Origin of the sequence: Klebsiella sp. P1927 (assembly GCF_018204675.1) — a bacterium.
GTDB lineage: Bacteria > Pseudomonadota > Gammaproteobacteria > Enterobacterales > Enterobacteriaceae > Klebsiella > Klebsiella pneumoniae.
The window spans coordinates 3,790,854-3,811,620 of the sequence record NZ_CP073377.1 but is presented as its reverse complement, the minus strand read 5'-3'; the positions used below and the strand labels follow the sequence as shown (position 1 = coordinate 3,811,620).

The following is a 20,767-nucleotide window of genomic DNA, read 5'->3' as shown; positions in this document are numbered from 1 at the left end:
CCCGGCCTGCGCCGGGAGGTTCTCCCTGCATTATCCCCGGCCTGTCGGCAGAGCGATGTTATTACAGGACTTTTTGCAGGGAGCCGCGCTGTCTGCCGTTTGCCCATACGCCGTTAAAGGCGTCGTTCAGCGTAAAGGCTGAGCTTTTCACCCGGAAGGTCAGTTTACCCTGGCTGGCTTTCGCCTCCTCGACCAGATGACCATGGGTTTTCACCGTTTTAGCGGTGACGGTAATCTCATCAATTTTATCGCCATACTCCGTATAAACATACCAGGTGCCCACCCAGGGGCCGAAGCCGCTGCTGGCGTGCTGCGCGGCGGCGGCATTCTCGGCTTTGGTTTTATGAATATCGCAGGTGGTCCCATCGGTCATCTGCGTGCAGCCGGAACGTTCAAGCTGTTCCCGGTATTTCGCGCTAATGGCGTGGGCCGGCGCGGCGGCGACCAGCGCCAGGGTGAGGGTGGTGAAAAGCCAGGTCTTATTCATCTTATTGTTTCTCATCGCGATAGCGGCGTGCCGGGCCATAGAGAGGGATACACGTTGGTGTATTCTCCCGTTGGCGTCAGAATAAAATAACCCAACCAGTCCTGATAAGTAATTAGCAAGACGCTGTGGGGTTATTTATTAGTAAAGCATCAAAGTTTCATGCTTATTTCGCAAGCCAACCTTCCCACTGCGTGTCATATTATTGCAGAGAGAATGTTAATTATTTGATGTTTTAAAAGCGGCTATGTGTCATTCAGGCAAATAACAGCAGGCCTGTCCTTGGCGCACGGCAAAAGCCCGCTCTGGTGCGGTGTTGAGTTTTTTTCATATTGCTATCATCATATTTCGAATGAAAGGGATAACCTCTGAAGCGGGTTATTAAGCCAGTAATTTTTATCCGCAAAATAAGCCGGCGGCAAGCATTATTTCCATTTATTTTTCAGGGTTACCTGAAATAGCGAATATACCGCCAGTGCAATGATGGATTTCCATCATTTCTCCGTTTTCATCGTCGGTCGTCACCTGCTTATAGTGACGCCAGACAAGACCACAGGGTGGAAAGGAGAACAAGATGGCGACAGAGCAACTGCGGTGGGGCGTGAGCCCCCTGTGCTGGACCAACGATGTACTCGAGGATTTAGGCGGTGATATTCCCCTGGATACCTGCCTGCGCGAGGCGCGGGAGGCGGGCTATCAGGGCATTGAGTTAGGACGGAAATTTCCCCGCCAGGCATCAACCCTGGGCCCGCTGCTGGCGGCGGCTGACCTGCGCCTGGCGTCCGGCTGGTACAGCGGCATGCTGGCCGACCGCAGCGTGGAAGCGGAGCTGGAGGCGGTGCGGGAGCACGCCCAGCTTCTCCGGCAGCTCGGCGCGAAGGTGATGGTTTACGGCGAATGCGGGCAACTGCCAGGTGAAACCCCGCTTGATGAGCCTATTTCGCTCTCGCCGCCGTTAAGCCGCGTCAGCCTGGCGGCGTATTGCCACAAGCTGAATACCTTTGCTGACCTGCTGCTGCGCGACTATGACCTCCAGCTGGCCTATCACCATCATCTGATGATGCTGGTGGAGCACGATGACGAGCTGGAGCGGTTTCTGTCTCACACCCATGACAACGTCGGGCTGGCGTTTGATACCGGGCACGCCTTTGTCGCCGGGGTCGAGATCCCGCGCGTACTGCACAAATATGGCCACCGTATCCGCCATCTGCATCTGAAAGACGTGCGTCCCCAGGTGCTGGGGCGTCTGTATCGGGAAAACCTGAGCTTTAACGAGGCGGTGCGCGCCGGGCTGTTTACCATCCCAGGCGACGGCTGCATCGACTATGCGCCGATCCTCGACTTTGTCCGGGACAGCGACTACCGCGGCTGGCTGATTATCGAAGCCGAGCAGGACCCGGCGATGGCGCCGCCGCTGGCCACCGCCAGCCGCGCCTATGCCTGGCTGGCGCACCATTTATCTTCCCCTTCATCGTCAGAGGAGTATGCATCATGAGCGCGCGGTTAAATATCGGCCTTATCGGCTCAGGTTTTATGGGGCAGGCACACGCTGACGCTTACCGTCGCGCGGCGATGTTCTATCCCGATCTGCCCAAGCGCCCGCATCTCTACGCGCTGGCGGATCAGGATCAGGCGATGGCCGAACGCCACGCGGCGAAACTGGGGGCGGAAAAGGCCTACGGCGACTGGCGCGAGCTGGTAAACGATCCGCAGGTTGATGTGGTGGATATCACCTCGCCGAACCATCTGCACTACACAATGGCGATGGCGGCGATCGCGGCGGGTAAACATGTCTATTGCGAGAAGCCGCTGGCGGTCAATGAGCAGCAGGCGCAGGAGATGGCGCAGGCGGCACGGCGCGCGGGGGTGAAGACCATGGTGGCCTTTAACAACATCAAAACGCCGGCGGCGCTGCTGGCAAAGCAGATTATCGCCCGGGGAGATATTGGCGAACCGGTGCGCTTTCGCGGCACCTTTGATCAGGGGTTTTATAACGACCCGAACCTGCCCTGGTCCTGGCGCTGCTCGAAAACCCTCGGCGGCAGCGGGGCGCTTGGCGACCTCGGCGCCCATACCCTGTCCGTCGCCCAGTTTTTGCTGGGCGGGATCCGTGAAGTGACCGCCAGCGCGCAAACCTGCCTGCGCCAGCGTCCGGTGCCGCAGACCGATGCCGGGTATGCCAGCCGGGTCGCGGTCGATGCCGAGTGGCGGGAAGTGGAAAATGACGATCAGGTTCAGTGCCTGGTCAATTTCGACAGCGGCGCCGCGGGGGTGATTGAGGCCTCGCGCATCGCCGCCGGGCGGATCTTCGGCGTGTTCTGGGAGGTCTCCGGCACCGAAGGCACGCTGTATATGGACGGGGAGCGCTTTAACGAGCTGCAGGTCTATCGCTTCAACGATGATAAACATGACCGCGGCTTTAAGACGCTGTATGCCGGGAGCCAGATCCCGGCCTATGCCGGCTTCTTCGGCTTCGATTTTGGCGGCGGCGGGCTGGGCTATTTTGACGTCAAGGTGATCGAAGTGCATGACCTGGTGCAGGGGATTTGCGGGGAGGGCGACTGCTATCCCAACTTTGAATTTGGTTTGCAGAATCAGCGCGTGCTGTCGGCGATTGAAGCCTCGATGGCCAGCCGTCGCTGGGTGAACGTGGTTAAAGACTAAGGAGCCGCTATGTTTCCGTCACACTTACCAACCCCGCGCCGCCCGGCGGCGCAGAGCATTCCCATCCTGCGCTGGGGCATTATCGGTCCTGGCTGGATCGCCGAGCGCTTTGTGCACTCATTGAAAACCTACAGCCGGCAGCAGGTGGTGGCGGTGGTTTCCCGCAGCCAGGCGAAGGCCGACCGGGTGGCCGCGGAATGGGGGATCCCCCAGGCTTACGGCCAGGTGGAGGAGATGCTGGCGCGTCCGGATATTGATGCGGTGTATATTGCGACGCCGCACAACCATCACTTTCCCGACGGCATGCAGGCGCTGAAGGCGGGCAAACACGTGCTGATAGAGAAACCCTTCGCCCTCAACCTCGGCGAAGGGCGTGAGCTGCAGGCCGAAGCCGCCCGCCAGGAGAAGCTGGCGCTGGAGGCAATGTGGTGCGATTACGCGCCGAAATATGATGTGATCCGCCAGCTGCTGGAGGATGGGGCGCTCGGCGACCTGCATACCCTGCTGGCCGATCACGGCGAGTATTTCACCCGCGACCACCGCATCTTCAATGCCGATCTTGCCGGCGGGCCGATGATGGACCTCGGCAGCTATGTGACCTCGTTTGCGCTGATGGTGGGCGGCATGCCGCAGGAGATTGTCGCCCGCGGCAGCGCCACGGCGGAGGGGCTGAACGGTCAGACGTCGATGCTGTTTAGCTGGCAGAACGGGATGCAGGGGTTGTTAAACACCACTTTGTTCAGCAACACGCCGGGCGGGGCGGTGGTGGCCGGACGCCAGGCGACCCTGACGATCGACGGCCAGTTTTACGCCCCCGGCGGCTTCACGCTCGCCGCCAGCCAGGGCGGGCAGGTGCTGCGCTGGGAAGAGCCGCGCAATCGCTACGACCAGCTGTTCTGGCAGGCGGAGCATTTTGCCTGGTGCATCGGACAGGGGGTGCAGGACTCGCCGCTGCGGCCGCTCAGTCGGGTGCTGCAGAATCTGCAGGTGATGGATGAGGTGCGGCGCCAGGTGGGCGCGGTGTTTAACGAAGAACGTTAAGGAGCCGGCCGGGCATTGGTTTGCAGATAGCGCGAGCGTATTTGCCATTGCCCGGCAAAAGGACGCGTACGATGCCTGATGTCTGTTGCCCGGCGGCGCTGTGCTTGCACGGGCCTGGGATATCTATGCAACCGTTTGATATTAAATCAGATTAGTGCCTGTGTTATGTAGGCCGAGCAAGGCGACGCCGCCGCCCGGCATAAAACGGCTCCGCGTCGGCTGTTCTTGCCCGGCGGCGCTGCGCTTGCACGGGCCTACGATTTCACTGCAACCGTTTGATATTAAATCAGATTAATGCCTGTGTTATGTAGGCCGGGCAAGGCGGCGCCGCCGCCCGGCATAAAACGGCTCCGCGCCCGCTGTTCTTGCCCGGCGGCGCTGCGCTTGCACGGGCCTGGGATATCAATGCAACCGATTGATATTACGGTGTATGAATGCCTGTCTTCTGTAGGCCGGGCAAGGCATCGCCGCCGCCCGGCATAAAGGCAGGTACAGCGCCTGATAGCGGTTGCCTCGCACCCGCTCAGCGACAGTCGTCGACGGCGACAAACTGGCCATGCTGCAGGGACTGAACTGCCGCTTCGGCAATGGCCTGCGCCTGCAGGCCGTCCAGCAGGCCGGGCAGGTCGGCGACGGTTTCACCATTCAGGGAGCGAATAAAGGCGTCAAGATGCTGGTAATAAGATCCCTGTACCCGGCTGAACCAGTCCGGCCACAGGCCCGGCTCAATGCGCTGATTGCCGCGCCACAGGGTAGGGCCCGCCGGCGACTGGCTACCGGACTCCAGCGCGCCTTCGGCGCCCAGCAGGGTGATCCGTTCATCGTACCCGTGGCCGGTGCGGCGGGTATTGTCCAGCTGCGCCAGCGCGCCGCCGCGCATCTGCATCATCAGGATGGAGGTGTCGACATCGCCAAATTCGGCAATGTCCGGCAGGGCCAGCGCCGCGCCCATCGCTGCTACGGTGCGCACTTCATCGCCAGTGAGAAAGCGCAGGAGATCGAAGAAGTGGATCGCCTGATCGCGCATCTGGCCGCCGGAGCTGCGCAGATAGTCGAGCGGCGGCATGCTGGAGGCGCGGCAGACCATCTGCACCAGCTCGACCCGGCCGATCAGCCCTTGCTCCAGCTGGCGGCGGAGCTGCTGATGGCTGCTATCGAAGCGCCGGTTAAAGCCGACAGTGACCGGCACGTTCAGGGGGAGCACCCGCTCCACCACCTCACGGGCGCGCGCCAGGGTGAGGTCGATCGGTTTTTCGCAATAGACCGCCTTGCCCGCCCTGGCGGCGGCTTCCAGCAGTTCGGCATGCGACGGGGTTGAACTGGCGATCAGCACCGCGTCGATGGCGTCGCTATGGATCGCCTCGCTCACGGTCACCGCCCGGGCGCCATAGCGGGCGGCCAGCGCCTGGGCGCGCTCCGGGGCGGCATCGGCCACCATCGTCAACGCACTTCCTTCATGACGAGCAAGACTGGCGGCATGAACCTGACCGATAAAACCACTGCCTACCAGGGCAAAACGTTTGCAGATCATTTTTTTCTCCAGAATGGCGAGGGGACGCTGCCACCATAATCGGTTTGCTAAACTCACTGACACTGCCGTTTTGATGGATTTCCATCATGAAGAGAGGGGCGATGAAAAACATTTCACTGGCGATGCTGGCCAGACAGATTGGCGTCGGCGTGGCCACCGTTGACCGGGTGCTGAACGAGCGCGGCGGCGTATCGCCGCAGACCACGCGCAAAGTGCTGCAGGCGGCGCGCGAGGCGGGGCTGAAGCGGATCCTGCCGGAGGAGCACCGCTTTCCCTGGCAGATTGAGGTCTTTCTCAGCAGCAATGACTCGTTCTTCTTTCCGCAGCTGGCGCAGGATTTTGCCGCCGTGGCGGATAGCCTCGGCTATCGCCGTCTGACCTTGCACCGCACCTTTGTCCCGGAGTCGCAGCCAACGACGCTGGCCCGGCGCATTGCGCGCAGCTGCCAGCAGCGTCAAGGGATCATCGTCTTCGGCAATGACCATCCCGCGGTGCACGACGCGCTGCACCGCTGCCGGGAGGCTGGCGTCCCGGCGATCACCCTGGCGACGGACCTGCCCGGCGCCGACCGACTCTGCCACGTGGGGATCAATCAGCTACAGGCTGGCCGCACGGCGGGGTTAATGCTGGGGAGAATGACGCCGCGGCCCGGCGAGGTGCTGATGGTCAGCGGCCGGCAAGATTACAGCGCGCATCGCCTGCGCATTCAGGGGTTCCGCGAGGTGCTGAGCCAGCGCTTTCCCCACCTGCAGCTCAGCGACGTGCTGGCGGGCGAGGAGCGGCGGGAGCAGATCACCCGCCTGGTGGAGCAAGCCCTGTGCCGCAGCCGGAATATTGTTGGGATCTATAACACCGGGCTTGGCAATACCCAGATTGCCGAGGCGCTGGCCCGCCACCGCCGCGAAGGCGACGTCTGCTGGATCACCCATGAGCGTTACAACACCACCCGGCAGCAGCTGGCGAAGGGCAGCCTGGCGTTAACGCTCGATCAGAACACCCGCCAGCACGCCCAGCTGGCGATCGACCTGATGCTGCGCCATCTGGAGTCCGGCTACCAGCCGCAAACCTATGCCGACGGTAAAGTCGACTTTATCCTCTACAGCGCCGAGAACGTGGACTAAGGCGTACGGCGCCTCCCTTCCTGACAACACGGATTTCCCCGGCGGGTAAATGCCAACCCCGCCGGGAGGGATCGCTTCAAAGCGTTGTCTGCTTCTCATTTTTCGCTCATTTATGCGGCAATGTTAGATGTCTGTCAAAATTCTGTTACTGCATAGTTTTAAAATTTTCATTTCAGTTATTTACTTATAAAAGTTTCAAATGTCTTGTTAATGAAATAAATGGTCTGAAATCCAGGTTGCGGCGTAAATGGACTGATGTTTCAAAATAGTGATGATAAAACAGCCGTTATTTGTGATTTAGATCACGATGGAGTGCGAGAGGTGCCGCAGCGTCGTCGATATACCAGCAGACATTTGTCGCAACGTAACTGAAATTAATTTTTCATTTTGTTTCATTCACCGGCGTACCTACAAAATCAAGGATCAACTATGAATATTAAGAAAACGATTGTTGCCTCTTTGTTAGCCTGCATGCTGCCTGCGGTGGTTATGGCAAAAGATGTCTCCATTGGCGTCTCGATGGCGCTGTTTGACGATAACTTCCTGACGATCCTGCGTACCTCGATGCAAAAAGAGATGAAAAAAGATGGCGTTAAATCGCAGATCGAGGACGCGAAAGGGGATGTCTCCCAGCAGCTGCAGCAGGTACAGAACTTTATCGGCCAGGGGGTGGACGCCATTATCGTCAACCCGGTGGATACCAACGCGGTGAAACCGATCATGGATCAGGCCACCAAAGCCGGGATCCCGCTGGTGTTTGTGAACCGCCGTCCGCAGGCGGAGCTGACCGACAAGATGGCCTATGTGGGATCGGACTCCATTCTCGCCGGCCGTCTGCAGATGGAAGCGCTGGCGAAAGCGATGAACGGTAAGGGCAATGTGGCGATCCTGCTCGGCGACCTGGCGAATGAATCCACTCGCGACCGCACCAAAGGGGTGGAAGAGGTGGTAGCGAAATACCCGAACATCAAAATCGTCCAGAAGCAGACCGCGAAATTTACCCGCAATGACGCAGTGGATGTGGTCAGCAACTGGATGACCAGCGGTGAGGATATCCAGGCCATCGCCTCCAACAACGATGAAATGGCGATCGGCGCCCTGCAGGCGCTGGGCAAAAACCCGAACCATATTCTCATCGCCGGCGTGGATGGCACCCCGGATGCCCTGCAGATGCTGAAGAGCGGCAAGATGATCGCCACCATCTTCCAGGATGCGAAAGGCCAGGGTGAAGGCGCAGTAGACGCGGCCATCAAGCTGGCGAACGGCGAGAAAGTGGAAAAAATCATCGACGTGCCGTATCAGCTGATCACCAAAGAGAACATGGCTGAATTTACCAACCGTAATCAGAAATAGTCCTGGCCAACCTGTGGTACGGAGGTGGATGTATGAACGCTTTTGCCCTTGAAGCCGAAGGTATCAGTAAGTTCTTCCCCGGCGTGAAGGCGCTCGATAATGTCTCATTGCGCGTGCGTCCGGGAACGGTGCATGCCCTGATGGGCGAGAACGGCGCCGGTAAATCCACGCTGATGAAATGCCTGATCGGTATCTATCGCCCCGATAAAGGGTCGATTCGCGTGAAAGGGGAGCCGGTGGAGTTTACCGACACCATGGATGCGCTGCGCTCGGGGATCTCGATGATCCACCAGGAGCTCAATCTGGTGCCGCATATGACGGTGGCGGAGAATATCTGGCTGGGGCGCGAGCCGATGAAATACGGCTTTGTCGACCACGGCCAGCTGACCCGCCAGACCCAGGCGCTGCTGGATAAGCTCAATATCCGCTTAACCGCTGACCGGCTGGTGGGCGACCTGAGCATCGCCGCCCAGCAGATGGTGGAGATTGCCAAAGCGGTTTCATGGAACGCGGATATCGTGATCATGGATGAGCCCACCTCGGCGCTGACCGAAGGCGAGGTGGCTCACCTGTTCACCATCATCCGCGACCTGCGCGCCCAGGGTAAAGCGATCATCTATATCAGCCACAAAATGGATGAGATCTTTGCCATCACCGATGAGATCAGCGTCTTTCGCGACGGCACCTGGGTAGGGAGCAAAAACACCACCGAATTTACCCGGCAGTCGCTGATCACCCAGATGGTGGGCCGCGAATTAACCCAGCTGTTTCCGAAATTTAATAACACCATCGGCGAAGAGGTGCTGACGGTGCGCAACCTGACGCGTCAGGGCGTGTTCCATGACGTCAGCTTTAGCGTACGCCGTGGCGAAATCCTGGGCGTGGCCGGGCTGGTGGGCGCCGGGCGCAGCGAGGTGATGGAAAGCCTGTTCGGTATGGAGCGCTTCGACAGCGGCGAAGTGCTGATCGACGGGGCGCCGGTGACCATCGATTCCCCCTCCGTGGCGATTGAAAAGGGGATGGCATTATTAACCGAAGACCGGAAAAAGTCGGGCCTGTTTCTGGTGCTGTCGGTGCTGGAAAATATGAGTATCGTCAAAATGCCGGAATATATCGGCAAGAGCGGTTTTGTCCAGCACGTGAAAATGGCCGAAGACTGCATGGAGCAAATACGCCGGCTCAATATTAAAACGCCGACGATGGATCAAATTATTAATAACCTCAGCGGGGGGAATCAGCAAAAAGTCCTGATTGCGCGCTGGCTGTTAGCGCAACCGAAAATCTTAATTCTCGATGAGCCGACCCGCGGTATCGACGTCGGGGCGAAGGCGGAGATTTATCATCTTATCAGTGAACTGGCGAATCGGGGGGTGGCGGTGATTATGGTCTCCTCTGAACTGCCGGAAATCCTTGGCATGAGCGATCGGGTCATGGTGATGCATGAAGGTCGTATCACCGGCATCCTGGAAAAAGACGAAGCCGACCAGGAAACCATTTTGTCGTTGGCATCCCATTGAGGCACAGAGAATGAGTAATATGAAATTAACGGCGGCTCCGGCCAGCGAGGGTTCCTCCTTCTTCGCTAATTTGCGGCATAAAATGCCGAAAGATACCGGCATCTTTGTGGTGATGCTGGTGATTGCCCTGACCTTTGAAATCGCCGGCTGGTATGTTCGCGACCAGTCGTTCCTGCTCAATACCAACCGGCTGGTGCTGATTGTGCTGCAGGTGGCGATTATCGGCATCATCGCCGTGGGCGTCACCCAGGTGATCATCACCACCGGGATTGACCTCTCCTCCGGCTCGGTTATTGCCCTTGCGGCGGTGGTGGCGGCCAGCCTGGCGCAAACCTCCGATAGCCTGTCGCCAATGTTCCCGGCGCTGGTCAACCTGCCGGCGGTGATCCCCATTTGCGCGGGGATCGGCGTCGGCCTGCTGTGCGGCCTGACCAACGGTTTCCTGGTGACGCGGACCGGTATCCCGCCGTTTATCGCCACCCTCGGGATGATGGTTTCGGCGCGCGGTCTGGCGCAGTATTACACTCAGGGCAACCCGATCAGCTTCCTCTCCGACAGCTTTACGGCGATAGGCCAGGGTGCGATGCCGGTGATTATCTTCTTCGTGATCGCCGCCGTGTTTCACATTGCGCTGAAGCATACCCGGTATGGCAAATATGTGTATGCCATCGGCGGCAACATGACCTCGGCCAAAGTGTCCGGCATCAATGTGAATAAATATCTGGTGATCGTCTACACCATCGCCGGGGCGCTCTCCGGGCTGGCGGGGGTGGTGCTGGCGGCGCGCGTCAGCAGCGGCCAGTCGAGCATGGGGATGTCCTACGAGCTGGACGCTATTGCCGCCGCGGTGATCGGCGGCAGCAGCTTAATGGGCGGAGTGGGGCGCATTACCGGCACCCTGATTGGCGCGATGATCCTTGGCCTGATCAAAAGCGGTTTTAGCTTTGTCGGCGTCGATGCCTATGTGCAGGATATTATTAAAGGCATCATTATCGTTGCGGCGGTAACCATCGATATGCGTCGCAACCGGAAAAAACACTAATCTTATCAACGGGCGGCAACGGCGAAGGATGCCGTTGCCGCCCGTCCTGTCCAGAAATAAACAAAATACTCCCCGCCAGGCTCCGCCTGTCTGTTTTGCCCGCGCTGCGCATCCTGTACAGTTTCGCCACTTCCGTTGCCCATTCGTCAGGGGCCACGCGTGGCCTGCGGTTTCTGGAGTCGTATGAATACACCATCCTTTGGCAAATTCTCGCCGCGCTGGCTAGCGGGAAAAAGGGGCCTTATCGTCACGCTGCTCGCGGGGCTGGCGATCCTGGCGCTCGGTCGGGGCATGAATTTGCCGGCCAGAGAGGTTTTCCGTGAGAGGCAGATCCGCCAGCTGGAGGAGGATGCGCAGTGGGTGGCGGAACGCCTTGAGCGGCGGATGAACATTCCGGCGCCGCAGCGGGAAGCGACCTGGCCGCTGGCGGCGATGCGCGCCGCTCTCCAGACCCTCGCCCAGGAGCGGCATTATCAGCTGCTGCTGGTGAATGGCGACGGGCATCTGCTGGCGGCATCGCACGCGCTGCCGGCCAGCGTGCTGGCCCAAGTGCAGGCGCAGTTCCCGCGAGAGATGCAGCCCCCGCTGTTCGGCAGCCACTACCAGACCATTCAGCCATTCGCCCCGCATCAAAGGATGTTAAGCCGGGCGCTGAACGGCAACGCGGGGCTGGCGGGCTGGAATCTGGTGATGCTGGCGCCGGATGGTGGATTGCCCTCGTTGCTGGTGGCTTACCGCTGGCCGGTAACGATCGGCCTTGGCGGGTGCTCGCCAGCGCGCTGCTGGCGCTGAGGCAGGCGGCGCGCGCCAGGCGAAAACGCTAATTGCCAACCGCGCCGTCAGGGATGGCGAATCTGCAGGGTGGCGGGCAGGTAGCGCTGAAGCGGCTCCGGGGCCTGACCGTCGATCAGCTGGCTGAGCAGATCGTAGCAGTGCCAGGCCAGCTGGCGATTATCCTGCTGCACGGTATCAATGCGCAGGGAAAGCGAATCATACAGATAGTGATCGTCGAAGCTGGCGAGATGAATATTGGAATCCAGCAGATGATGCTGGCTCATATAGCGCAGCACCCCTTCGAGCAGCCCGCAGGCCGCGGTGAAGAGCGCCTTCGGCGGACGCCCCAGCCGCGCGCAGAGCGCCGCGAACATCTCATAGCCGGAGCTGGGGTGGTAGTTGCCGTTGATCACCCACTCAGGGCGCAGCGTGATCCCCGCCTGGGCCAGGCCCTGGGTGAACCCCGCCAGCCGGTCGCGCGACGGCGACAGCCGCGGCTGGCCGCCGAGAAACCAGAACTCGTCCGCATGCTGAGGCGCGATACGGGAGATCAGCTCGGCCGTTGGGGTGACCGAGTCGGTCATCACCAGCGGCAGGGCGCTGTCGCTGGGGAAGCGGTCAAACAGCACCACCGGCAGCTGTTCGCTGAGTTTCTGATAGTCGGCATCGCTGTGCATACAAGAGGCGACTATCAGGCCGTCGACCTGGCGGGCGATCATGTTATTGACCACCACGCTCTCCTGGCCTGGGTTTTCGTCGGTGCAGGAGATAAGCAGCTGCACGCCGGCTTCCCGGCAGAGCGTCTCAAGCTCGTGGGAGAAAACGGCAAACCCGTAGTTGGTGATCTCCGGCACCACCAGACCAATGGTATGGCTGCGGTTATCGCGCAGCGAGCGCGCGTGAATGCTCGGCTGATAGTGCTGTTCGCGAGCGATCGCCAGTACGCGCTCGCGCGTCTCCTGCGCCACGCGCAGCTCTTTACCACGACCGTTGAGTACCAGGCTGGCGGTCGCTTTGGAGACGCCCGCCAGTTCGGCGATATCTTTGATACCTAGATTCTACGTCAGTACTTCAAAAAGCATAATCAAAGCCTTGATAAATATGCATTCCTTCGAAATTCAGCTTTCACCCATTGGGTGAAAGAAAAGTGCTCAAAAATATGTTAAATTATCAGCTTTTATGACTCGATATATGGTAAAATAATAGTAAGAAAAGTAGTAAAAAGGGGTTCTAATTATGATTAATAAAATTGATTTCAAAGCTAAGAATCTAACATCAAATGCAGGTCTTTTTCTGCTCCTTGAGAATGCAAAAAGCAATGGGATTTTTGATTTTATTGAAAATGACCTCGTATTTGATAATGACTCAACAAATAAAATCAAGATGAATCATATAAAGACCATGCTCTGCGGTCACTTCATTGGCATTGATAAGTTAGAACGTCTAAAGCTACTTCAAAATGATCCCCTCGTCAACGAGTTTGATATTTCCGTAAAAGAACCTGAAACAGTGTCACGGTTTCTAGGAAACTTCAACTTCAAGACAACCCAAATGTTTAGAGACATTAATTTTAAAGTCTTTAAAAAACTGCTCACTAAAAGTAAATTGACATCCATTACGATTGATATTGATAGTAGTGTAATTAACGTAGAAGGTCATCAAGAAGGTGCGTCAAAAGGATATAATCCTAAGAAACTGGGAAACCGATGCTACAATATCCAATTTGCATTTTGCGACGAATTAAAAGCATATGTTACCGGATTTGTAAGAAGTGGCAATACTTACACTGCAAACGGTGCTGCGGAAATGATCAAAGAAATTGTTGCTAACATCAAATCAGACGATTTAGAAATTTTATTTCGAATGGATAGTGGCTACTTTGATGAAAAAATTATCGAAACGATAGAATCTCTTGGATGCAAATATTTAATTAAAGCCAAAAGTTATTCTACACTCACCTCACAAGCAACGAATTCATCAATTGTATTCGTTAAAGGAGAAGAAGGTAGAGAAACTACAGAACTGTATACAAAATTAGTTAAATGGGAAAAAGACAGAAGATTTGTCGTATCTCGCGTACTGAAACCAGAAAAAGAAAGAGCACAATTATCACTTTTAGAAGGTTCCGAATACGACTACTTTTTCTTTGTAACAAATACTACCTTGCTTTCTGAAAAAGTAGTTATATACTATGAAAAGCGTGGTAATGCTGAAAACTATATCAAAGAAGCCAAATACGACATGGCGGTGGGTCATCTCTTGCTAAAGTCATTTTGGGCGAATGAAGCCGTGTTTCAAATGATGATGCTTTCATATAACCTATTTTTGTTGTTCAAGTTTGATTCCTTGGACTCTTCAGAATACAGACAGCAAATAAAGACCTTTCGTTTGAAGTATGTATTTCTTGCAGCAAAAATAATCAAAACCGCAAGATATGTAATCATGAAGTTGTCGGAAAACTATCCGTACAAGGGAGTGTATGAAAAATGTCTGGTATAATAAGAATATCATCAATAAAATTGAGTGTTGCTCTGTGGATAACTTGCAGAGTTTATTAAGTATCATTGCAGCAAAGATGAAATCAATGATTTATCAAAAATGATTGAAAGGTGGTTGTAAATAATGTTACAATGTGTGAGAAGCAGTCTAAATTCTTCGTGAAATAGTGATTTTTGAAGCTAATAAAAAACACACGTGGAATTTAGGTGATAGTTACGCGTTTGGTTTTCATCAGCACCCGGGAGCCTGAAAGCAAAACGCTTATTCTACCATGCATGGCCGCAGCAGCCAGCGGCAGAATGCCACCGGCGTCGCACCGCTGAAGATGAGCTGCCCCGGATAGCCCGGGAAGAAGCGGCTGCTCATCACCCCTTCGCCATCGTTGATGAAAATCTCTACGCTGGAGCGGTCGATAAAGATCCGCAGGCGGCGCGCCTCGCCGCGCCAGTAGCGGTGATGCATCTCCGCCGTCTGCAGGCCGCGGCGCGACAGACGCAGACCGTCGCGATTGACGGTGAGCTGCAGGGCGCCGGCAAAGTCCAGCCCCAGCGTGCTGTTGGGGGCGATGTCAAAGGCCAGCTCCATCGGGGCGAGGGGCAGGGTCTGTCCGCACCAGCCCTGGGCTTCCCCGCGCAGGGCGACCAGCTCGCGCAGCGGACGCTGATACAGAGTGCCAGCCTGCCACTCCAGCTCACGCACGCAGGTCATCTGATGGATCCAGCCCTGCGCGCGGGTGGGCTGATGCATCTCGTCCCCGTCGGGGACGCCCATCCAGCCGACCAGCAGGCGGCGGCCATCGTCGGCCTGCATGGTCTGCGGCGCGTAGAACTCAAATCCGCTGTCCAGCTCGTGCAGCGGGCCGTGGTCGAAGATCCCGCGTTCGGCGTCGAAGCGGCCTGCCATCCACACCGCCGGATAGGTATTGAGAAAGCGCTGCGCTTCGCGGGCCAGCCCCTGCGGGCAGCAGATCAGCAGGTGGGTGTCCGCCAGCGGAAAGAGATCCGGGCACTCCCACATGTAGCCGGCGTTCGCCAGGCCGTTCACGTCGTGCCCGGCGATCTCGCCCACCAGGCGCCACTCCCGCAGGTCGCTGGCGGTAAACAGCAGCACTTTGCCGCGCTGTTGCACATCCTGCGCCCCAAGAACCATGTACCAGCGCCCGTCCTGCCGCCACACTTTAGGGTCGCGCACATGGCCGGTATAGCCTTCTGGCAGCGGCAGCACCGGCCCCAGCTTGCGGAAGGTGCCATCGGCATTCTCGGTCGCCAGACATTGCCAGGCGGTGCGCCCGCCGTCGGGGAATTTCACGTTGCCGGTGTAGCACAGAGTCAGGGCACCCTCGAACTCGACCGCGCTGCCAGAGTAGCAGCCGTTGCGGTCATACTCTTCATCCGGCATCAGGGCGATAGGTTCGTGCCGCCAGTGCAGCAGATCGGCAGAGCTCCAGTGTCCCCAGCACTTATAGGTATGGTCGCAGGCGAGCGGGTTCCACTGATAAAACAGGTGGTAACGCCCGGCGACCTGGCAAAAGCCGTTAGGATCGTTCAGCAGTCCGTTGACCGGCGCCAGATGCCATTGCGGATAATGGCTGTCGGCCAGCGCCTGCGGCTGGCCCTGCATAACGGCCTGCAGGATCGCAGGCAGACGTGACGGTAATGACATTATTCAGCGTCCGTTTTGTATTTCAGCGTCAGAGAGAGCGCGAAGGCCACGGCGAAGGCGATCGCCATTCCGATAATGTAGTTCAGCAGCGAGCTGGCCTGCACGATAGCCATCCCCGGGATCGCCGTCAGGCCTACCGCGGTCATGTAGACGTGCATCGACACCACCCAGGCGCCGCCGGCGGCACCGCCCACCAGCGCGGCGATAAACGGTTTCACAAAGCGCAGGTTAATCCCGAAGATTGCCGCCTCGGTGATCCCCAGCATCGCCGAAAACGCCGACGGCAGGGTGATGGCTTTTATTTTGGCATCTTTGGTTTTAAACCACACCGCAAAGCAGGCGCCGCCCTGGGCGACGTTGGCCATCGCCCAGATCGGCAGCAGGAAGTTGACGCCAATCGATGGGTTGCCCAGCAGTCCGGCTTCGATGGCATGGAAGCTGTGATGGATACCGGTAATGACGATCACCGAATAGAGGCCGCCGAACAGCAGGCCCGCCAGCCAGCCGGCGTGGCTGATAAGCGTGCTGAGGATAAACGAAATGCCGTCGCCGAGCGCGCGACCGGCCGGGCCGATCAGCAGCAGGGCGATAAAGCCGGAGATAATCACCGTCAGGAACGGAGTGAGGATCAGGTCCAGCGCGTCAGGGATCACGCGGCGCAGCCGCTTCTCGACCATGCTCATAAACCACACCGCCAGCAGCACCGGGAAGACGGTGCCCTGGTAACCGATCATCGCCACTTCGATGCCGAAGAAATTCATGGTATGGAAGCCGGCGGCGACGCCCCAGGCGTTGGTCAGCGCCGGATGGGTGAGGATCCCGCCGAGGGTCGCGCCCAGATAGGGGTTACCGCCAAATTCGCGTGCGGCGGTAAAGCCGATCAGGATCGGCAGAATGATAAACGCCGCCGAACTGCACATATCCAGCATGATATAGAGAGCGTTGCTCGGGTCGACCCAACCGTAGGTTTTCACCATCCCCAGCAGGCCCATCAGCAGGCCGGAGGCGACGATGGCCGGAATAATCGGCACGAAGATGTTGGACAGCAGGCGGGCGATGCGCTGGAACGGGTTCAGCTTTTTCGCCGCCAGGTCGGCGGCTTCGGATTTGCTCGATTCGCTGATGCCTGCGGCCTGGATAAAGGCGGCATAGACTTTATTGACCACCCCGGTGCCGAAGATGATCTGCATCTGTCCGGCATTGCGAAAGCAGCCTTTCACCCCGTCGATTTTGCCAATCGCCTGCTGATCGGCGAGCGCGTCGTCGACCAGCACCAGCCGCAGGCGGGTGGCGCAGTGCGCGGCGCTGGCGATATTTTCCTTGCCGCCCAGCAGGGGAAGCAGTGAGCGGGAAATCTGTTCAAAATCCATAGTACCCTCTAAATGCATGATGATATGGCGTGGGCGGCGCCAGCCGTGGCAGGCGCCGCGAACCTTATATTTATGTGTTATTTACCCTGTCGCCCCGGTGGCCGTCAGAACCAGGTCTCCATTTGCATACCGAACGACCATTCGCCGCCCGATTTGAATCCGTTGCTGCCTAACGCGTCATCGTTGGCGTAGTTGTCCAGTTTTTTGCTCCAGTCCATCCACGATGTATAGAAGCGGATCTCCGGCCGCGAGAAGAAGTCGCCGATGCTGCCCACCTTGAAGGTCGGGGCGAAGGTCAGCTTGTAGAAGCTGCCATTGACCGCATGGCGATCGTTGTAGCCTTCAGGCTGCAGATCCATGTACTGATAGCTGCCCTCCCAGGCGAGGGCGAAGTTCTGCGTCACTTCCTGAATCAGACGCAGGTTGAGGGTGGCCCACTGATAGCTGTCGCCATCGACATAACGATCTTTACTGCTCTGCGCCAGCACGGCCGGGGCAATAAACCAGCGATCGCTCAGCGGCGTGGTGCCATAGCTGGCGAAGCGCCAGGTATTGGCCCCCGGGCGCAGCGCGCCGTCGGAGCCGATGCCTTTAACCTCGGCGCCCAGCCCGTGGCCGTACAGCAGGGCCGTTTTGCTGGTCCCGTCGCGCAGGCCATAGAAGCTCTCATTGTGCAGGCCCAGCAGGGCATGAACCCCGGTGTTAGCGGCATCGCCTTTCACCAGATTGCCGTTCGCGTCCTGGCGGTCGTCATTATCTTTCGCCCGCATCCCGCTGACCATCATCTGCACCGGGCCGGCAAAGTTATTCATGCTGACGATATAGTTCTGCACGCTGTTGCTGCTGTCGGCGATATCGCCAAAGTTGCGGCCGTATAACGAGAAGTTGCTGCGCAGGCTGTCGTTCCATTTCACGTCGTAGATCCCGCCGCCGGTCCCGGCGAGGAACACCACATCCGAGTCAATCCAGTGGATGTCGAAGTTGTCGCGGTCAAAGCGTTTCCCGGCCCACAGGGTCGAGCCTTTGAACGGGCCTTCGAAGGTCGGCAGGTTGCCCAGCTCGACGAACGCCTGGCGCACGTTCAGATCGCTGCTGCTTGCCGTCCAGTCGTTATAAGTGGTCTGTCCGTCGGCCACCATCACTTTGAAACGGGTGGTCGCCCCGTTGTCCAGGGTCTGTTTATGTTCGAGGTTCATTTCCACATAGGTGTCGGCCTGGTTGCCCAGGCGACCAATGGCGCCGCCGGTCTCCCCGGCGGGGGTCATATAAGCGCCGGATTTGGTACTGGCGGCCGAGTCGTTCATGATCACCCCGGAACGCGCATAGCCGTGGAACTCAAAGCCGCCGGGCCGTTCGGCTTTTTCTTCCAGTTGAGTGGTGCGCCTGGCCACCTGCTGGGTGGTGGCCTGGGTTTGCTGCTGCTGCTGGGTTAACTGCTGAACTTTCTGCTCCGCTGAGGCGGCGCGGCTTTCGGCAGTGCTGGCGCGGGTCTCGGCGTCCTGCAGGCGTTTTTCCAGGGCGGCGAGACGCGCTTCAATGCTGTTCAGGTCTGTCTGCCCATGGGCGGCGGCGGTGCCGGTTAGCAAAGCAATAAGAATGGCTAACTTCCGTTTTTTATACATGTTGGTGACATCCAAAGGTAAATCAGTGAGTGTGCTAATGTTTGCTAAACCGGTTTAGTTGATATGGTAAACATGTCGGTAACGCGGTGAAAATAAAAATTGCTAAACCGGTTTAAGAATTGTGATGTCGCCAGCAAAGTGGGCCGTTAACCGGCCCAAGGGGATCACAGCGAGCGCTGAAGATCGTCCCTGTAGGGCAGGGCGGTCATGGCGCCTTTGGCGGTGGTGGCCAGCGCGCCGCAGGTTTGCGCCAGCGCGAGGTCGGGAGCCAGGGCTGCGAGGTTGTCCGGGATACCGTGGGCGGCGAGGCCGGCGAGTAGCCCGGCGACAAAGGCATCGCCGGCGCCGGTGGTATCGACGGCCACCACCGGGCGGGCAGGGAAGTGGCTAACCTGCCCGCGCAGGGCGGCCTGTACCCCCGCTTTACCCTGGGTCACCAGCAGTAGCGTCGGCTGGAAGCGGGCGTTCAGCCGGGCGATGCCGCTGACGATGTCGTCGCTGCCGATGATAAACGCCAGCTCCTCTTCCGAAAGTTTTATGGCGTCGGCGAGGGCCAGCGCCCGGTCGAGACAGTCGCGAAGGTCCTGCGGATCCTGCCACAGGTCGCTGCGGATATTGGGGTCGAAGCTGACATAGCCCCCGGCGCGCTTTATCGCCTCCATCGCCGCGAATGTCGTGCTGCGGCTCGGCTCCGCGCTGAGAGCGATGGAGCAGACGTGCAGCCACTGACCGGCGGCAAACGGCGGGAGATCCTCGGGCTGAAGGAACAGGTCGGCGCTCGGACGGACCATAAAGGTAAAGGTGCGCTCCCCGTGGCTATCGAGATCGACCACCACCGTGGAGGTGCGCTGCGCCGCATCGAGGCGCATATAGTTCACATCCACTTGCTCCTGCGCCAGGGTGTGAAGCATAAAACGGCCGAAGGGATCGTCGCCGACGCGGCCGATAAACCCGCTGTCACCGCCGAGCCGCGCCACACCGACCGCCACGTTGGCCGGCGCGCCGCCGGGGCATTGCAGCAGGCGGCCCTCTCCATCGGGCAGGAGATCGACGACCGCATCGCCGAGTACCCAGATTTTTCCATTCATACGACAAGCTCCTCTAAGCTAAACTTTATTAAACCGGTTTAGCTCATTAAAGCACAGCCCACCGGTAAGCGGAACGATTGGGTCACGAAACAGGGAGGCGAGGGTAAAAAATGTGAGCCAGGCGGAATATTTCGCCACTCCAGATCTGGACTTTTCCTTCCCCACCCGCTTAGGTATAGTTCACCAGGTCGCGGTTAGCCCCGCCGCGGTGGCCAAAGGTAAAGGAGTGCGTAGCGCGATGAACCCCAGTTTTGGCGATATTTACGATCGGTACCAGAAGCTGACGCTGACTACGCATCTGCCGGCGGTGATCGCCTGCAGTGAAACGCTGAGTTTGGGCAAAGACCAGGGCTTTATTCCGCAGCCGGGCTATCTCTACTTTCTGCTGCAGGGGCAAATGACATTGGCCTTTGGCGATGAGCAGAACCTGGTCGGGATTGTTATCGCGCATATGCCGTTAGGATTACTGGAACATTATTGTCCGTCGGTCGCGCTCTATTATCAGTGTCTGGGCGAGTGCCAGCTGGCGAAAATAACCGCCAGCGATTTTGAGCGAATATTCTTTCATTCGTCGCCGGGCTATATGCAAGAGCTGACCACGATCCTGGCCTATATGGGCATATTTGCCCTTGATGCCCACTATGAACGCGGCAGCCAGACCAGCTTTCAGACCATTAAATCGATGCTGTCGCGCTATTTATATCGCGGCGAAATTGATGGGGGTCAGCATGAGAGCCTGTCGGCATTTATTATTAAACGAACCAATCTCTCGCGCAGCTATGTGTACCAGGTGCTGGCCGCGCTGCGCGAGGGGGGATATATCACGGTGAAAAAAGGCAAGCTGATCTCCATCGACCGTCATATTCCTGAGAAATTCTAAATCCGATTCGGCAGATTCACGCCATCACGTTGCTATTACCGCCAGGGAAAGCGCTAAGCGCGCTTTTTCCCCCGGCCCCGTTACGCCTGAATCTGGCTGTTTTATTTATTTAACCTTGC

General features: G+C 58.1%; 17 protein-coding genes. 10 read left to right on the top strand and 7 right to left on the bottom strand.

Annotated elements, in window-relative coordinates; genetic code table 11:
* Positions 1 to 61: 61 nt before the first annotated feature.
* On the bottom strand, positions 62 to 487 hold the full coding sequence (locus tag KB892_RS19220) for a hypothetical protein (protein WP_002892494.1): 426 nt from the start codon (positions 485 to 487) through the stop codon (positions 62 to 64).
* A gap of 571 nt (positions 488 to 1,058) precedes the next feature.
* Between KB892_RS19220 and iolE the strand changes: the two genes are divergently transcribed.
* From iolE to KB892_RS19205, 3 genes are read left to right on the top strand one after another with little or no spacing between them, the layout of a single operon-like run.
* Positions 1,059 to 1,979: a myo-inosose-2 dehydratase gene (gene iolE, locus KB892_RS19215; protein WP_002892496.1), complete on the top strand. Its 921-nt coding sequence runs from the start codon at positions 1,059 to 1,061 to the stop codon at positions 1,977 to 1,979.
* Positions 1,976 to 3,148 carry a Gfo/Idh/MocA family protein gene (locus KB892_RS19210; RefSeq protein ID WP_004151796.1) on the top strand — a complete coding sequence of 391 codons (1,173 nt, stop codon included), beginning with the start codon at positions 1,976 to 1,978 and terminating at the stop codon, positions 3,146 to 3,148. Before iolE ends, KB892_RS19210 begins: the two co-directional genes overlap by 4 nt.
* Before the next feature lie 9 nt (positions 3,149 to 3,157).
* Positions 3,158 to 4,189, top strand: coding sequence for a Gfo/Idh/MocA family protein (locus tag KB892_RS19205; protein ID WP_002892501.1), 1,032 nt, complete (start codon positions 3,158 to 3,160; stop codon positions 4,187 to 4,189).
* Positions 4,190 to 4,712: 523 nt separating this feature from the next.
* On the opposite strand, the gene KB892_RS19200 is transcribed toward KB892_RS19205, so the two are convergent.
* Positions 4,713 to 5,720 (bottom strand): Gfo/Idh/MocA family oxidoreductase, encoded by a 1,008-nt coding sequence (locus KB892_RS19200; protein WP_002892558.1) that lies wholly within the window; start codon positions 5,718 to 5,720, stop codon positions 4,713 to 4,715.
* A 101-nt stretch (positions 5,721 to 5,821) separates the two neighbouring features.
* Here KB892_RS19200 and KB892_RS19195 point away from each other — a divergent pair, with 101 nt between their 5' ends.
* From KB892_RS19195 to KB892_RS19175, 5 genes are all read left to right on the top strand, one after another.
* A complete protein-coding gene (locus KB892_RS19195; protein WP_004151797.1) occupies positions 5,822 to 6,841 on the top strand; it encodes a LacI family DNA-binding transcriptional regulator in 1,020 nt (339 codons plus the stop codon).
* A 429-nt stretch (positions 6,842 to 7,270) separates the two neighbouring features.
* The gene (locus KB892_RS19190) at positions 7,271 to 8,194 is read left to right on the top strand and encodes a sugar ABC transporter substrate-binding protein (protein ID WP_002892597.1); all 924 of its coding nucleotides are present in this window, start codon (positions 7,271 to 7,273) and stop codon (positions 8,192 to 8,194) included.
* A 32-nt stretch (positions 8,195 to 8,226) separates the two neighbouring features.
* The gene (locus KB892_RS19185) at positions 8,227 to 9,711 is read left to right on the top strand and encodes a sugar ABC transporter ATP-binding protein (protein ID WP_004142660.1); all 1,485 of its coding nucleotides are present in this window, start codon (positions 8,227 to 8,229) and stop codon (positions 9,709 to 9,711) included.
* A gap of 19 nt (positions 9,712 to 9,730) precedes the next feature.
* On the top strand, positions 9,731 to 10,753 hold the full coding sequence (locus tag KB892_RS19180) for an ABC transporter permease (protein WP_170932064.1): 1,023 nt from the start codon (positions 9,731 to 9,733) through the stop codon (positions 10,751 to 10,753).
* 183 nt (positions 10,754 to 10,936) lie between these two features.
* A complete protein-coding gene (locus KB892_RS19175) occupies positions 10,937 to 11,545 on the top strand; it encodes a hypothetical protein (RefSeq protein ID WP_004151798.1) in 609 nt (202 codons plus the stop codon).
* 47 nt (positions 11,546 to 11,592) lie between these two features.
* On the opposite strand, the gene KB892_RS19170 is transcribed toward KB892_RS19175, so the two are convergent.
* On the bottom strand, positions 11,593 to 12,576 hold the full coding sequence (locus KB892_RS19170) for a LacI family DNA-binding transcriptional regulator (protein ID WP_096753170.1): 984 nt from the start codon (positions 12,574 to 12,576) through the stop codon (positions 11,593 to 11,595).
* Positions 12,577 to 12,763: 187 nt separating this feature from the next.
* Between KB892_RS19170 and KB892_RS19165 the strand changes: the two genes are divergently transcribed.
* Positions 12,764 to 14,026, top strand: coding sequence for an IS1380-like element ISEcp1 family transposase (locus KB892_RS19165; RefSeq protein WP_000608644.1), 1,263 nt, complete (start codon positions 12,764 to 12,766; stop codon positions 14,024 to 14,026).
* A gap of 261 nt (positions 14,027 to 14,287) precedes the next feature.
* Here KB892_RS19165 and KB892_RS19160 read toward each other — a convergent pair whose 3' ends face one another.
* The 4 genes from KB892_RS19160 to KB892_RS19145 all read right to left on the bottom strand — a co-directional run bounded on the left by KB892_RS19160 (position 14,288) and on the right by KB892_RS19145 (position 19,768).
* Positions 14,288 to 15,688 carry a sucrose-6-phosphate hydrolase gene (locus KB892_RS19160; protein ID WP_004199626.1) on the bottom strand — a complete coding sequence of 467 codons (1,401 nt, stop codon included), beginning with the start codon at positions 15,686 to 15,688 and terminating at the stop codon, positions 14,288 to 14,290.
* Positions 15,688 to 17,058, bottom strand: coding sequence for a sucrose-specific PTS transporter subunit IIBC (locus KB892_RS19155; protein ID WP_002892640.1), 1,371 nt, complete (start codon positions 17,056 to 17,058; stop codon positions 15,688 to 15,690). Before KB892_RS19155 ends, KB892_RS19160 begins: the two co-directional genes overlap by 1 nt.
* 104 nt (positions 17,059 to 17,162) lie before the next feature.
* Positions 17,163 to 18,680 (bottom strand): carbohydrate porin, encoded by a 1,518-nt coding sequence (locus KB892_RS19150; protein ID WP_004147437.1) that lies wholly within the window; start codon positions 18,678 to 18,680, stop codon positions 17,163 to 17,165.
* A 164-nt stretch (positions 18,681 to 18,844) separates the two neighbouring features.
* A complete protein-coding gene (locus tag KB892_RS19145; protein ID WP_004151801.1) occupies positions 18,845 to 19,768 on the bottom strand; it encodes an aminoimidazole riboside kinase in 924 nt (307 codons plus the stop codon).
* A gap of 238 nt (positions 19,769 to 20,006) precedes the next feature.
* On the opposite strand from KB892_RS19145, the gene KB892_RS19140 reads away from it, so the two are divergent.
* Positions 20,007 to 20,648: a helix-turn-helix domain-containing protein gene (locus tag KB892_RS19140; RefSeq protein WP_004151802.1), complete on the top strand. Its 642-nt coding sequence runs from the start codon at positions 20,007 to 20,009 to the stop codon at positions 20,646 to 20,648.
* Positions 20,649 to 20,767: the final 119 nt, after the last annotated feature.

Coding starts and splice junctions, on each gene's coding strand:
- KB892_RS19205 (WP_002892501.1), top strand. CDS start 3,158: ATGTTTCCGTCACACTTACCAACCCCGCGCCGCCCGGCGGCGCAGAGC.
- KB892_RS19210 (WP_004151796.1), top strand. CDS start 1,976: ATGAGCGCGCGGTTAAATATCGGCCTTATCGGCTCAGGTTTTATGGGG.
- KB892_RS19165 (WP_000608644.1), top strand. CDS start 12,764: ATGATTAATAAAATTGATTTCAAAGCTAAGAATCTAACATCAAATGCA.
- KB892_RS19220 (WP_002892494.1), bottom strand. CDS start 487: ATGAATAAGACCTGGCTTTTCACCACCCTCACCCTGGCGCTGGTCGCC.
- iolE (WP_002892496.1), top strand. CDS start 1,059: ATGGCGACAGAGCAACTGCGGTGGGGCGTGAGCCCCCTGTGCTGGACC.
- KB892_RS19185 (WP_004142660.1), top strand. CDS start 8,227: ATGAACGCTTTTGCCCTTGAAGCCGAAGGTATCAGTAAGTTCTTCCCC.
- KB892_RS19180 (WP_170932064.1), top strand. CDS start 9,731: ATGAAATTAACGGCGGCTCCGGCCAGCGAGGGTTCCTCCTTCTTCGCT.
- KB892_RS19140 (WP_004151802.1), top strand. CDS start 20,007: ATGAACCCCAGTTTTGGCGATATTTACGATCGGTACCAGAAGCTGACG.
- KB892_RS19190 (WP_002892597.1), top strand. CDS start 7,271: ATGAATATTAAGAAAACGATTGTTGCCTCTTTGTTAGCCTGCATGCTG.
- KB892_RS19175 (WP_004151798.1), top strand. CDS start 10,937: ATGAATACACCATCCTTTGGCAAATTCTCGCCGCGCTGGCTAGCGGGA.
- KB892_RS19155 (WP_002892640.1), bottom strand. CDS start 17,058: ATGGATTTTGAACAGATTTCCCGCTCACTGCTTCCCCTGCTGGGCGGC.
- KB892_RS19195 (WP_004151797.1), top strand. CDS start 5,822: ATGAAAAACATTTCACTGGCGATGCTGGCCAGACAGATTGGCGTCGGC.
- KB892_RS19200 (WP_002892558.1), bottom strand. CDS start 5,720: ATGATCTGCAAACGTTTTGCCCTGGTAGGCAGTGGTTTTATCGGTCAG.
- KB892_RS19145 (WP_004151801.1), bottom strand. CDS start 19,768: ATGAATGGAAAAATCTGGGTACTCGGCGATGCGGTCGTCGATCTCCTG.
- KB892_RS19150 (WP_004147437.1), bottom strand. CDS start 18,680: ATGTATAAAAAACGGAAGTTAGCCATTCTTATTGCTTTGCTAACCGGC.
- KB892_RS19160 (WP_004199626.1), bottom strand. CDS start 15,688: ATGTCATTACCGTCACGTCTGCCTGCGATCCTGCAGGCCGTTATGCAG.